The 14,365-nt window shown below is 69.9% G+C and carries 6 protein-coding genes and 1 tRNA gene; 3 read left to right on the top strand and 4 right to left on the bottom strand.

What is annotated here, in order from left to right:
* Positions 1–26 precede the first annotated feature (26 nt).
* The 3 genes from NC7_RS29195 to NC7_RS17765 all read right to left on the bottom strand — a co-directional run bounded on the left by NC7_RS29195 (position 27) and on the right by NC7_RS17765 (position 2,019).
* Positions 27–695 (bottom strand): hypothetical protein, encoded by a 669-nt coding sequence (locus NC7_RS29195; RefSeq protein ID WP_157102057.1) that lies wholly within the window; start codon positions 693–695, stop codon positions 27–29.
* A gap of 332 nt (positions 696–1,027) precedes the next feature.
* On the bottom strand, positions 1,028–1,696 hold the full coding sequence (locus NC7_RS17770) for a hypothetical protein (RefSeq protein ID WP_067984506.1): 669 nt from the start codon (positions 1,694–1,696) through the stop codon (positions 1,028–1,030).
* Positions 1,697–1,937: 241 nt separating this feature from the next.
* Positions 1,938–2,019, bottom strand: a tRNA-Leu gene (locus NC7_RS17765).
* A gap of 372 nt (positions 2,020–2,391) precedes the next feature.
* Here NC7_RS17765 and NC7_RS17760 point away from each other — a divergent pair.
* Both NC7_RS17760 and acpS read left to right on the top strand, forming a co-directional pair.
* Complete coding sequence (locus NC7_RS17760) at positions 2,392–11,721, top strand: type I polyketide synthase (protein WP_067984504.1); 9,330 nt, start codon at positions 2,392–2,394, stop codon at positions 11,719–11,721.
* A gap of 11 nt (positions 11,722–11,732) precedes the next feature.
* Positions 11,733–12,170: a holo-ACP synthase AcpS gene (gene acpS / locus NC7_RS17755; protein ID WP_067486057.1), complete on the top strand. Its 438-nt coding sequence runs from the start codon at positions 11,733–11,735 to the stop codon at positions 12,168–12,170.
* 30 nt (positions 12,171–12,200) lie between these two features.
* On the opposite strand, the gene NC7_RS17750 is transcribed toward acpS, so the two are convergent.
* Positions 12,201–12,833 (bottom strand): TetR/AcrR family transcriptional regulator, encoded by a 633-nt coding sequence (locus tag NC7_RS17750; protein WP_084458581.1) that lies wholly within the window; start codon positions 12,831–12,833, stop codon positions 12,201–12,203.
* Between the two features lie 283 nt (positions 12,834–13,116).
* On the opposite strand from NC7_RS17750, the gene NC7_RS17745 reads away from it, so the two are divergent.
* Entirely contained in the window at positions 13,117–14,331 is a 1,215-nt protein-coding gene (locus tag NC7_RS17745) for a hypothetical protein (protein ID WP_157102056.1), read from the top strand.
* Positions 14,332–14,365 lie beyond the last annotated feature (34 nt).

The following is a 14,365-nucleotide window of genomic DNA, read 5'->3' as shown; positions in this document are numbered from 1 at the left end:
CGCTCTGCGACGGTGTACCTAATCGTTCAGAACCGCGGCCGCCGGGCGAGAACACGTGGGACAGTGCTGAGTTCGCTGATGGCCGCAGCAGCGCGTGGGTCTATAGCGCGTGCAAGCAGCAGTGCGTCTTCGTGGCGGGCGGCATGATTGGCTGCGAGCGTTTGTTCGTGGTGGCTCACGCGGTTGCGCAAATCTCTGAGGCGACCGATCGTGTTTCCGACGTGGTAGCCGAGGCATACCTTGCGGCCTGCAGTGTCACCGCGCGCCCCGACTGGCCAGACTTGGGCGCGGTTGGGGAAGGTATTGATGAGTCCGTGCAGCCACAGATTCTCGCGAGCGGACCGGCCGGTGGCTCGTGTGCTCCTGTTGGTCGGGGCGGCTTTGGTAGGAAGGAGATGGGCGAGATTTCCGAAGGTCAGCTGGGCTACCAGATCATCGTGGATGACCGGAGCGTTGAAGCGAGGGTGATTGCGCGGCCTTTTGTCGGCGGCCTTCTGCGCTGCCACCTGAGCGTCTCGGGACATCTTCGCGGCGAGCGAGTCGAGAGGCCTGGCCGCTGTGGTCAGCCAATCCCGGGTTCCTCCACCTGGCAGTAGCGCACGATGGTTCCAGTCGGCGAGGGCGTTGTCCACCGATTGACGTAGCAGCATCTCTACCAGGCCCAGCACCTCGTACCATGCCGCATGCAACTCCACCTGCCATACGTATAGAGCACCAGCCCGGTGATCGCTGGCGCTCCCACATTCGGAACGGTACAGCGACAGCCGGGCAGGACTCAGATGGGGAACGATCCGATGGGGCATGGCGCTGGGACTCCAATTCGGCTGATCGGTGCTACCCTGGTTCCTGTACAGCGGCAGACAGGATCTGTCGTTACTAGGCCCCGAAGACCCCTTGCCCCCGTCGGTAGGGGGTCTTCGCGTTGTCGACGGGCTGGGTGCATTTCACGCGGCAGCTGACTGCATTGCGCCAGTACGCGCGGGGTTGTGCGGTTGACGGTGTGCAGAGCACATCGATTGTTCGACAATCACAATCGCCCCCTCTCCTTCGCCTCGGCAGGTGTGCTCGGAGCGAAGGTGAGGTCGACTCCTCCGTCCGTTCGCACCGAGAGGACGAGTTGCCCATCGGTGCGGAGCACTGTCGTCTGCGTTCGGTCGGACTCGGTGTTCCCGGCCATCACGGCGTCGAACCAGTCCAAGAACTCGGGGATCGTGCCGATCATCGCGACCCGCTGATGAAGCGCGGCTTGGTCGTGACCGGAGACGAAGACGGCGCCGAAAATCTCCGTGCCGCACCCGCAGCGGCACGGCCTGCCGAATCCCGGAGTCGTATCGTCGTCGTAGGTGATCGGATTACGTGCACTCCGTGATTTCGCGGGAGCGAGGTCGCCGACGTAGGCCTGCCAGACGGGGTGGTCCGTGTCGAGCAGTTCGCCTGCGATGATCCGCCGCCCCGGTCGACCGACCGCATCGACGATCCCGTCGATCCGAGCGGCCATCACGATGCGGCCGGTCTTGTTGTACGAGAAGAGAACGTACTGTTCGCGATCGGCTCGCGTGCCCAACGCGTAGTAGCCGCGGTTGGATCGCCAGTTCTCTTCCAACGATCGGTTGGGGTCCCAGCCGTAGAAGTCGCGCTCGAGAGGATCAGTCGGGTCCTCTGCGGGTACGGCTTCGGTCAGTTTGATGTGCAACATCCGTATCACCTTCCGCGCCTCGGCGGCCCGGTCAGGCAGCTGCTATGAAGTGTGCGTCACGGCCGCCTGCAAGTCAACGCCTAGGGGCCCCGGTTATTGGTCGTAGCGGCGACGTGAGAAGGCTCAGTTGGGCCGGGGTCTCGCTGTATGTGGAGGATTGGGCCCGGACACGCCTCGGTCGACGTCGGGTGGCGCGGCCGAGCGCGCGAAGGCCTCTGGTGGCACGCGTGCCACAAATCTGTGCGCGAGAGGGGACTTGAACCCCTACGTCCGTGGACACCAGAACCTAAATCTGGCGCGTCTGCCAATTTCGCCACTCGCGCTGGATGTGTACGACCGTCCAAACTCTACCGGGCGAATCGGGCTGTCCCAAGCGTTGGGGCGGCGTGGCGTACTGGTGGGTAACACGACCTGGGGTTATAACGATTCGATAAAGTCAATATGAGGGGCACTCATGTTTTGCAAACGGACACTGGGGCCTCACCTGCGGGTTCAAACATGAGGCGGGGTCATGTTTCAGAATAATGTGGTACATGCGTGCATAAATACTGGGTGGTAGCTGTCGTGGGGGCGAGAAACGTGAGGCTTTCCTCATGATTTTGTGCGATCGTGGCTCTCAAACAGGCCCGAGGGGCTGCCGGATACGTGTGCGTGCCGTCGGTGGGCGGAGCGCCAGGAGAAGGAAGTCGAGCGACTTGACGATCAACGAGAGCACCGAGATGGGCACGGGGTCGACCGCGAAAGCCGAAGGTCGTGGCCGGGCGACGGGTGTCCGGGTGTCGCTGCTCGAGCAGTTGCGCAGCGGTTCGGGGTATGCGTTGGCGTTCGGCGGGCAGGGTGCGCAGTGGCTGCGCGAGCTCGAGGAGATCGGGCGCGACAGCGCGCTCGAGTCGGAGTTGACGGCGCTGGTGCACGAAGCCGCAGCGCTGATCGATCCGGTTGCCACCCAGTTGCTGATGGTCCGTCCGGGTGGATTCGACCCCATGGGGTGGGTGCTCGAGAGCGAACTCGACGAACCGGAGGAGCCGTCGTCGGCACCGGCCGACGCGATCCTGCGGTCGGCGCCGGTATCGATGCCAGGCGTGCTGCTCACCCAGCTCGCGGCGATCCGCGCGCTGCGACTGCAGGGTCTCGACCCGGCCGAGCAGGCGCCGGTGGCGGTCATCGGACACTCGCAGGGGCTGTTCGCCGCGGAGGCTGTGCGGGCCGGGGGCGCGCGCGACGCGGAGCTGCTGGCGATTGCCCAGCTCGTCGGGGCCGCCGCCGGTCTGATCGCGCGCAGGCGCGGGCTGATGCCGGTGGGGGAGCGCTCGCCGATGGTCGCGGTGTCGAATGTCGATCCGGAGCAGTTGCGCGCGATCGTCGCCGAGGTGAGCGAAGGGGTCGACCCGGCGCAGGCCGCGGTGGTGTCGATCCGCAACGGCCGCAGGCGGGTCGTGCTGTCGGGCGCGCCCGCGCAGATCGATCGGGTGCGGACGCGCTGCGCGCGGCTGCACGAGGAACAGAATCGTGAGCGTGAGGCGAAAACCCGTGGTGGCGCGGTGTTCTCGCCCGTCTTCGAGGACGTGACCGTCGACGTCGCCTTCCATCATCCGGCCCTGGCCGAGACCGTCGACGTGGTGGCGGGTTGGGCCAGGCAGTGCGAGCTCGACGCCGATCTGGCGGCCACGCTGGCACAGCAGGTGCTCGTCGACCCCATCGACTGGGTCGCCATCGTCGACTCCGCCGTCGACGCGGGCGCGCAGTGGATCCTCGACCTCGGCCCCGGCGACCTGCTCTCGCGTCTGACCGGTGGTTCGCTCAAGGGCACGGGTGTCGGTGTCGTCGCGGCGGCCACGCGCGCGGGTCAGCGCAGCCTGCTCACCCCGGGTGCGGCGCCGGAACCGTCGGTGCCGTGGTCGGCGTTCGCGCCGAAGCCGGTGCGCCTGCCCAACGGTCGCATCGTCGTGGAGACCGCCTTCACCCGCCTCACCGGGCGCTCGCCGATCCTGCTGGCCGGGATGACGCCGACCACGGTCGACGCGAAGATCGTCGCCGCGGCGGCCAATGCCGGGCACTGGGCCGAGCTGGCCGGTGGTGGACAGGTCACCGAACAGATCTTCGCCGACCGGATGACCGAGCTGCGTCAGCTGCTGCAGCCGGGCCGCGCGGTGCAGTTCAACTCGCTGTTCCTCGACCCGTACCTGTGGAAGCTGCAGCTCGGTGGCAAGCGGCTCGTGCAGAAGGCACGTGCGGCCGGTGCGCCGCTGGACGGTGTGATCGTCACCGCGGGTATCCCGGAACTCGACGAAGCCGTCGCGCTGATCGCCGAGCTCACCGAGGTCGGTATCAGCCACGTCGCCTTCAAGCCGGGCACCGTCGCGCAGATCCGGGCCGTGCTGCGGATCGCCGACGAGGTGCCGGACTACCCGGTGATCACGCACATCGAAGGTGGCAAAGCGGGCGGGCACCACTCCTGGGAAGACCTGGACGACCTGCTGCTGGCCACCTACGCCGAACTGCGCGCCCGCACCAATGTGGTGGTCTGCGTCGGCGGCGGCATCGGCACGCCCGAGCGCGCCACCGACTACCTCACCGGCACCTGGGCGACGAACCACGGCTACCCGGTGATGCCCCTCGACGGCGTGCTGATCGGCACCGCGGCCATGGCGACCCTCGAGGCGACCACGGCCCCCGAGGTCAAGCAGCTCCTTGTCGACACCCCCGGCACCCCCGACTGGGTGGGTGCGGGCACCGCGAGCGGCGGCATGGCCTCGGGTCGCAGCCAGCTCGGCGCCGACATCCACGAGATCGACAACGCCGCCTCGCGCACCGGTCGCCTGCTCGACGAGGTCGCCGGTGACGCCGACGCCGTGGCCGCGCGCCGCGACGAGATCATCGCCGCGCTCGACGCCACCGCCAAGCCGTACTTCGGCGACGTGGCGACCATGACCTACCAGCAGTGGCTGGAACGCTATGTCTCCCTGGCTGTTTCCAGTGATGTCCCGATCTCCTTCGATTGCGGCAGCGACATCGGTGACGCCATTCGCGACGCCACCCGCTCGGACTGGCTCGACATCAGCTGGCGCGACCGGTTCGCGGAGATGATGCGGCGCACCGAGGCCCGGCTGCACCCGGCCGACCGCGGCGAGATCGAAACCCTCTTCGCCGACGACGCCGACTTCGAGCACCCCGTGCAGGCGCTGTGCGCGCTGAAGAAGCAGTACCCGGCTGTCGCCGAGACCGTGCTGCACCCGGCCGACGTGCCGTTCTTCGTGTCGCTGTGCAAGACGCCGGGCAAGCCGGTGAACTTCGTGCCCGTCATCGACGCCGACGTGCGCCGCTGGTGGCGCTCGGATTCGCTGTGGCAGGCCCATGATCCGCGCTACTCGGCCGACCAGGTGTGCGTGATCCCCGGCACCGTCGCGGTGGCGGGCATCACCCGCGTCGACGAGCCGGTAGGCGAACTGCTCGACCGCTTCGAGCAGGATACCGCGTTCAGCCTGGTCCGCTCGGGTGTCACCCCGGCGGCGGTGGACGCGCGCCGGGTGGCCGATGTGGTCGCGGGTCCGATCGACACGGTGCTGGCCGCCCCCGATGTGCAGTGGGCCGGGCGCACCACCGTGAACCCGGTGCATCGCCTCGGCGCGGTGTCGGAGTGGGTGGTCGAGCAGGGCAGTGCTGTGCACCCGGGCACCGGTGCCATGCTGACCGAAACCACCGGCCCCGAGGCCGAATTCAGCTATGTCGAACTCGCTGTTCCGCTGTTGGGCAAGGACGCGGTGCGGATCCGGATCACCGTCCCGGTGAGCGTGTATTCCGGTGGGGCACCGGTCATCACCGAAGCCGACGCCGAAGCCGCCATGTCCGCGCTGCTCGGCGTGGCCGCCGGGGCGTCGCTGCCGGAGGTGAAGTCCGGTGTGGCCCACCTGAACCTGGCCTGGCGGCCCGATCTGATCGCCGACCACGCGGGCGTCACCGGTTCGGGTCTGCCCGAGGCGCTCAGCACCCTCGGCCGGACCGCGCCCGACGTGCTCGTCGGTGCCTGCTGGCCCGCCGTCTTCGCGGTGCTCGGCGCGGCCCGCACGCCCGCCGGTGGTTCCGTGATCGAGGGCATGCTCGACCTGGTCCACTTGGATCACCAGATCGAACTGCTCGCCGAACTTCCCTCGGAGACCGCGATTCTCGTGGTCCGCGCCGACGGTGGCGCGGTGGTCGACACCGATATGGGCCGGGTGGTCGAGGTGGCCGTCAATATCGGGGTCATCCTCGACCAGGGGCTCGACGCCACCCCGCTCGCCCGGCTGGTCGAGCGCTTCGCCATCCGGGGTCGCAACGGCGCCGGTGAGCTCACCGACCCGCCGCGCGCCGCCGGGGCCGTCGCCGAGGCGGCCACCGACACCCCGCGTCGCCGCCGTCGCGATGTGCGCATGGCCGCGCCCCGCGCCATGCACGCCTTCGCCGCCGTCTCCGGCGACCACAACCCGATCCACACCAGCGAGGCCGCCGCCAAGCTGGCCGGTCTCGGCAGCCCGATCGTGCACGGCATGTGGCTGTCCGCCGCCGCCCAGCACGCGGTGGTCGCGGTGGATCCCGAAAGCTCCGTTCCCGCACGCACTCTCACGGCCTGGACCACCCGGTTCCTCGGCATGGTCCGCCCCGGCGCGACCGTCGACGTGCGGGTGGAGCGGATCGCGGTGGACGCGGGCGCCGAGATCGTCGAGGTCTCCTGCCGCGTCGAGGGTGACCTGGTCATGACCGCGACCGGGCGCACCGCCGCCCCGAAGACCGTGTACGCCTTCCCCGGACAGGGCATCCAGCGCAAGGGGATGGGCCTGGACGCACTGACCCGCTCGAAGGCGGCCAAACGGGTGTGGGAGCGTGCCGACGCGCACACCCGCGAGGCCCTCGGTTTCTCGATCCTGGCGGTGGTGCGCGACAACCCCACCTACCTCAAGGCGCGCGGTGTCGAACACCGCCACCCCGACGGTGTGCTGCACCTGACCCAGTTCACCCAGGTCGCCATGGCCACTCTCGGCGTCGCCCAGGTCGCCGAGCTGCGCGAGGCCGGTGCCTTCGTCGAAGGCGCCATGCTGGCCGGGCACTCGGTCGGTGAGTACAACGCGCTGGCCGCCGTGGCCGGTGTGCTGCCGCTGGAAGCCGTGCTCGAGGTGGTGTTCCAGCGCGGTTCGGCCATGCACGAACTGGTCCCGCGCGACGCGCTGGGCCGCAGCGACTACCGGATGGCCGCCATCCGCCCGTCGCAGATCGGCCTGCCCGACGACGAGGTGATCGACTTCGTCACCGGTATCGGCGAAGCGACCGGCGAGTTCCTCGAGGTCGTCAACCTCAACCTGCGCGGCTCGCAGTACGCCATCGCGGGCACCGTGGCCGGGCTGGAGGCCCTGGAGACCGAGATCGACCGTCGCCGCGCCGAGTTCGGTGGCAAGCGGGCGTTCATCCTGGTCCCCGGTATCGACGTGCCGTTCCACTCCTCGGTGCTGCGCGACGGCGTGCCGGAGTTCCGGCACAAGCTCGAACAGCTGCTGCCCACCGAGGTGCACCCGGAGGTGCTCGTCGGGCGCTACATCCCGAACCTGGTGCCGCGCCCGTTCTCGTTGGAACGCGAATTCCTCACCGAGATCGCCGAACTCGTGCCGTCGGAGCCGCTGCAAGCGGTGCTCGCCGACTTCGACAGCTGGGCCGAGCGCGACGCCGAACTGTGCCGCGTGGTGCTGATCGAGCTGCTGGCCTGGCAGTTCGCCAGCCCGGTCCGCTGGATCGAGACCCAGGACCTGCTGTTCACCGACACCGCCCACGGCGGGCTCGGCGTGGAGCGTTTCGTCGAGATCGGTCTCGGGGCCACGCCGACCGTGGCGAACCTGGCCAGCCAGACGCTGAAACTGCCCGCGTTCGGTGGGGCGACGGTCGAGGTGGTCAATGTCGAGCGCGATGCCGCGGTCGTCTACTCCACCGACACCGATCCCGCGCCGGTCGAGGACGACATCGAGGAGACCCCGGCCGCCGAAACCCCTGCTGCCGCAGCCGCTCCCGTGGCCGCCGCACCGGTGGCGACCGGCGGACCGCGCCCCGACGACATCGCCTTCACCGCCGCCGACGCCACCCGCGTGCTCATCGCGCTGTGGACCAAGCTGCGCCTGGACCAGATCGGCCCGGTCGACACCATCGAGGGCCTCTGCGACGGTGTGTCCTCGCGCCGCAACCAGCTGCTCGTCGACCTCGGCGCCGAGCTGTCCCTCGGTGCCATCGACGGTGCCGCCGACGCCGACATGGGTGCCCTCGCGGCCACCGTCGAACGCCTGGCCCGCACCTACAAGCCCTTCGGCACCGTGCTCACCGACGCCATCGGCGACCACCTGCGCAAGGTCTTCGGACCCTCGGGCAAGCGGCCCGCCGCCATCGCCGACCGGGTGAAGAAGGTCTGGGAGCTCGGCGACGGCTGGGCCAGCCACGTCACCGCCGAGGTGTCGCTCGGCACCCGCGAAGGCGCCAGCGTGCGTGGCGGGGACCTCGGTGGGCTCACCGGTGGCGCGCTCACCGACGCTGCCTCCGTCGACGCCGCGATCGACGCCGCCGTGCAGGCGGTCGCCGCCCGGCGCGGGGTCGCGGTCTCGCTGCCCTCGGCCGGAGGCGCGTCGGGCGGCACCGTCGACGCGGCGGCGCTCGGTGAGTTCACCGAGCAGATCACCGGTCGTGACGGCGTGCTCGCCACCGCGGCCCGGGTGGTGCTCGAGCAGCTCGGCCTCAGCGAGCAGGTGAGCGCACCGGAAGCGACACCCGACACCCTGGTCGATCTCGTGTCGGCCGAATTGGGTTCGGACTGGCCGCGTCTGGTCGCCCCGGCGTTCGACGCCCGCAAGGCAGTGCTCATCGACGACCGCTGGGCAACCGCCCGCGAAGACCTCGCCAAGCTGTGGCTCGGCAACGACGCCGACACCGCCGAACTCCCGATCGACGGATACGTCGGCGCCGGGGAAGCCGTCGCGGCACAGGCGAAGTGGTGGCGTCAGCGGGCGATGGGCGAGGCACGGTCGGTCCTGGCCGGGGTGTACGGGCAGATCGCGCAGGCCGCGCTCGACACCACCGAGCCGGGCCTGTGGTCCGACGACGTCGCCGTGATCACCGGCGCGAGCAAGGGATCCATCGCCGCCGCCGTCACCGGCAAGCTGCTCGCCGGTGGTGCCACCGTGGTGGTGACCACCTCGCGGCTGAACGACGAACGGCTGCGGTTCTACCGTTCGCTCTACCGCGACAACGCCCGCCACGGCGCGGCGCTGTGGGTGGTGCCCGCGAACATGGCCTCCTACCAGGATCTCGACGCCCTGATCGACTGGGTCGGCACCGAACAGGTCGACACGGCCGGTGGCGCCAAGACCAAGATCAAGGACGCCATGACCCCGACGCTGCTGCTGCCGTTCGCGGCGCCGCGCGTCGCGGGTGACCTGGCCGACGCCGGTGCGCGCGCCGAGATGGAGATGCGCGTCCTGCTGTGGTCGGTGGAGCGGCTGATCGGCGGCCTGTCCGCCCTCGGCGCCGACCACGACGTCGACGCGAAACTGCATGTGGTGCTTCCGGGTTCGCCCAATCGTGGCCTCTTCGGTGGCGACGGCGCCTACGGCGAGTCGAAGGCCGCGCTCGACGCGGTCGTCAGCCGGTGGAAGGCCGAGAAGTCGTGGGCCGCGCGGGTCACCCTGGTACACGCGCTGATCGGCTGGGTGCGCGGCACCGGGCTGATGGGCCACAACGACCCCATGGTCGAGGCCGTCGAGGCGGCGGGCGTGCACACCTGGTCGACCACCGAGATGGCCGACGAACTGCTGAAGTGGTGCACCTCGCGGGCCCGTCAGGTGACGGTCACCGGTCCGCAGCAGATCGACCTCACCGGCGGCCTGGCCCGCGCCAAGCTCGACCTGCCCGCGCTGGCCAAGCAGGCGCAGGAAGCGGCGGCCGCGGCCGAGGAGGAAGCGGCCACCGCCGCAACCATCGCCGCACTGCCCGCACCGCCGACCATGAGCTCGGCGCTGCCGGTGCCGGAATGGGGCGAGGTGACCGCCGATCTCAGCGAGATGGTCGTCATCGTCGGCGCCGGTGAACTCGGCCCCTACGGCTCATCGCGCACCCGCTTCGAGATGGAGGTCGAGGACGAGCTCTCGGCCGCCGGTGTGCTCGAGCTGGCCTGGACCACCGGTCTGATCCGCTGGGAGAACGACCCCAAGCCGGGCTGGTACGACACCGAATCCGGTGATTTCGTGCCCGAGGAGGACGTCGCCGAGCGCTACCACGACACCGTCGTCGAACGCTGCGGTGTGCGCCGCTACGAAGACGACGGCGCCATGCTCGACAACGCCGCCCCGCTGCTCACCTCGGTGTTCCTCGACCAGGACCTCACCTTCACGGTCGCGAACGAGGCCGAGGCGCGGGCCTTCCACACCGCCGACCCCGAGCACACGGTCATCACCCCGGTCGCGGACTCCGGCGACTGGACCGTGACCCGCAAGGCGGGCACCGAGATCCGCGTTCCGCGCAAGGCCAAGCTCTCGCGCGTGGTGGGCGGGCAGATCCCCACCGGATGGGATCCGACCATCTGGGGCATCTCCGCCGACATGGCGGCCTCGATCGACCGTGTCGCGCTGTGGAACATCGTCTGCACCGTCGACGCGTTCGTGAGCGCGGGCTTCAGCCCCGACGAGCTGATGAGCTGGGTGCACCCGAGTCTGGTTGCCAACACCCAGGGCACCGGCATGGGCGGCATGTCCTCGATGCGCTCGCTCTACGTCGACAACCTGCTCGGCGAGCCGCGCCCGAACGACATCCTGCAGGAGGCGCTGCCCAACGTCGCGCTGGCGCACGTGGTGCAGTCCTACGTCGGCAGTTACGGCGCCATGGTGCATCCGGTCGCGGCGTGCGCCACGGCAGCGGTGTCGGTGGAGGAAGGCGTCGACAAGATCCGGCTCGGCAAGGCCGAGGTCGTGGTCGCCGGTGGTTACGACGATCTCGGGATCGAGGGCATCGTCGGCTTCGGTGACATGTCGGCCACCGCCGACTCGGCGGCCATGCGCGCCAAGGGCATCAGCGACCGGTACTTCTCCCGCGCCAACGACCGCCGTCGCGGCGGGTTCGTGGAATCGCAGGGTGGCGGCACCGTGCTGCTGGCCCGAGGTGACGTGGCCGTGGAGATGGGTCTGCCGGTGCTCGGCGTGCTGGCCTTCGCGCAGTCCTTCGCCGACGGCGTGCACACCTCCATCCCGGCACCGGGTCTCGGTGCGCTGGGTGCGGGGCGTGGCGGCAGCGGGTCGCGGCTGGCCGCCGAGCTGCGCAAGCTCGGCGTCACCCCGGACGACATCGCGGTGATCTCCAAGCACGACACCTCCACCGCCGCCAACGATCCCAACGAGTCCGAGCTGCACGAGCGGCTCGCGGGCGCGCTGGGCCGTACCGACGGCGCCCCGCTGTTCGTGGTGTCGCAGAAGAGCCTCACCGGCCACGCCAAGGGTGGCGCGGCGGCCTTCCAGCTCATCGGCCTGTGCCAGGTGCTGGAGAACGGTGTGGTGCCGCCGAACCGGAGCCTGGACTGCGTCGACGAGAAGATGCGGGCCTACCCGCACCTGGTGTGGGCCCGCGAACCGCTGCGCTTCGGCGAGAAGTTCGCGCTCAAGGCCGGTCTGGTGACCTCGCTCGGCTTCGGTCACGTGTCGGGTCTGCTGGCGGTGGTGCATCCGCAGGCGTTCCTCGCCGCGATCGAGCCGGGTGCGCGCGCGGAGTACCAAGAGCGGGCGCAGACGCGTCAGCTGGCGGGCAGGCAGCGCTTCGCCGAGGCCATGTGCGGCGGCGCGGCACTGTACGAGAAGCCCGCCGATCGTCGCCTCGGCGCCGACGGCACCCCGGCGAAGCAGGTCCGCCAGCTCGAGGCCGACATGTTGCTCTCGCCGACGGCCCGCCTCGGCGAGGGGCTGTACCGGGCCAACGGAATCGGTTGCGAGACCGGGCTGCTCGGTTCCGCTCCGCAGCGCGGCGAAGCGTCGTAGGCTCCCGCTTCGTGACGATTCTCGGTATCGGCTTGGACTTGGTGACCATTTCCGAGTTCGCCGAACAGTTGCAGCGGCCCGGGTCGGCCATGCTCAGGGAGACGTTCACCGCCGGTGAACGTCGCTACTGCCAGAGCAAACAGACCGACCCGGCCCGCAGCTTCGCCGCCCGCTGGGCCGCGAAGGAGGCGGTGCTCAAAGCCTGGGCGTCGTCGCGCTTCGCGCGCAGCCCGCAGATCGGGGACAACCCGTATCCGCTGATCGAAGTGGTCAACGACGCGTGGGGCAGGCCGAGCATCAAACTGCACGGCCTGGCCGCGGAGTTCCTGCCGCGCGTCCGCGTGCACCTGTCGCTCACCCACGACGGCGACACCGCGGCGGCCATGGTCGTCCTGGAGGATCCGGGCGAACTCGCCGACCTCATCGAGGGGCGGGTAGGAAACTCCTAGCGCCGCAGCAGCTCCGGGCCCGGGTCGGGCTTATTCCTCCGACCCGGGCCCTTTCACGTGCCGCGATTCTTTCTCGGCGACCAGCAGGTACGCCACCATCAGCCGCTTGAGTTCGGCGACGGCGTCGGCGTTGGACTGCTCGTCCTGCACCGAGAAGTTGAGCATCGAATAGACGACGTGCACCAGCACCTCGGCCATCATGGTGCGCCGGGCGCGGGGAGTGCGCGGGGTGAGGGGCCGCAGCATCTGCGACACCACCTCGGCGAATTCCTTCTCGTGCAGCGCACCGGTGGCCCGGGTGGACGGCGTCGACTGCATCGCCAGCCAGACCTCGCGCCGTGACGGGTCGGTGGTCCACAGATTGGCCAGGTGGTCGACGAACTGGTTCATGTGGCGCAACCAGTCCAGCGACGGCACCTCACCGTGGAAGTCGGCGAGCTCGCGCGAAACCGCGACCAGGTCTTGCCGGTTCAGCTCACACACGATCACGTATTTGTTGGCGAAGAACTGGTAGAGCGTGCCGATCGGCACCTCGGCGCGCTGGGCGACCTCTTCACAGGTGAACGACTCGAAACCCACCTCGACCAGCAGTTCCCGTGAGGCCTGCAACAGGGCGTCGAACTTGCGCTTGCTGCGTTCCTGGGTCGGCCGCTTGCGCGGCATCAATTCCTGTGGGTCGTCCTGCAATTCCAGCGCGGGGTCCGGGCGGTGCTGCTTGGACCGGGCCTGCGCATGTACTTCCACCCACCCAGGCTAGCGCTAGCGCGACCTATACGACATCCGCATACCCGAAGCGTGTCAGGAACCGGTGTGATTCCCACCCATCCGGCCGTTGACCGGTGACGAATCATCAGATGAGCGTGCGTGCATCCGCACTCCAATTCGCGGTTCGTCCCGCACCGTGTCGCACAGGGGCATCGTTTCGCTACAGGGGAAGGCAAGACTGGTGGCAGCAGTATCAGTGGTAACCCTCGGCGTGAGTACCGAGCGTGGAGCCGTGCACGCGGTCGCGCTCGCCGAGACGGGCAGTACCCTCACCGACCGGATGGTGCTGCGGCGCACCGTCCGAACCGCCGGTGACAGCAGACCCGAGATGGCCGAGGCGGTGCGCGTCGCGCTCGACGCGCTCGCGGCCGAACTCGGCGACGACCACGAGATCGCCGGTGCGGCAGTCGGATACCGTGACGCCGCCGATCGCCGCGCGATCGTCACCCATCTGGCGACCACGCCGTGGAGTTCGGCGTCGCTGGTGTCGGCCAAGTCGGCGCACCTGTTCGCCGGTGGCGTCATGACCTGGCTCGACGAATTCGACACCCTGCTCGTCTACGAGGCGGTGCCGGGCCACCAGGCGATGACGCTGCTCGATCCGGGCAGGCACCGCGTGCTCGCGGCCTGCTCGCACACCGGCCCGTCCACGCCGGAGGCGTTGCGCGCCGGGGTGGCGGCCGCGGGCGACCAGCTCGACGCGGCGTCGGTGCGGCCGGGTGCCGTGGTGCTCCTCGGCTCGTCGGCCGACGCGCCCGCCGTGCGCGAGGCCGCCGCGGGCTTCGGGGTCCCGGTGCTGCCGTGCCGGTCGGCCGCCTACGCGCCCGCCGCCGGTGCCGCGTTGGTCGCGCTCGGTGACACGAAGGTGGTGCCGATCACCGCGCCCGCCCGGACTCGTCGGGGTACCGCGGTGGCCGCCGCGGCGGCGAGTGTGCTGGCGGGTGGGCTCGTGGTCGGCGGTTCCTACGCGCTGATGGACGGTGGCACGCCCGAGGTCGACAACACCGCGGTGTCGTCCGAACCCGGTCTCGCACCGGCCCATCCGGCTCCGGCGCCGCGGGCGCACGACACCGCCGACACCGGTTCGGCCGGTGGGATCGGCTCGGGCAGCGGGCTCGCGGTCGACCCGACACCGCCCACCGACATCTGGCCGTACGAGAAGGTGTCGCCGAACCCGCAACTGGTGAACCCGGGCGAGTTCCCGCTGGACTACCCGACCCAGCTCTACGGCGACGCGGCCGAGGACGAGCCGCTCCCGCTGGAACCGGTGCAGGCGGTGGCGCCCGAGATCCCGGCCGCCGCGCAGACCGTCCCCGGCACCGGCATCCCGCCGAGCATGCATCCCGCGCAGGCGATGACGCCGCCGCAGGGCGGGATGTCCCAGTCGGCCGACTGATCCGTACACGGGCCGCGCGAGCTGATCGCGCGGC

Source organism: Nocardia caishijiensis NBRC 108228 (assembly GCF_001612825.1).
In the GTDB taxonomy this organism is placed as follows: domain Bacteria; phylum Actinomycetota; class Actinomycetes; order Mycobacteriales; family Mycobacteriaceae; genus Nocardia; species Nocardia caishijiensis.
This window is presented reverse-complemented; position numbering and strand designations above follow the sequence as displayed.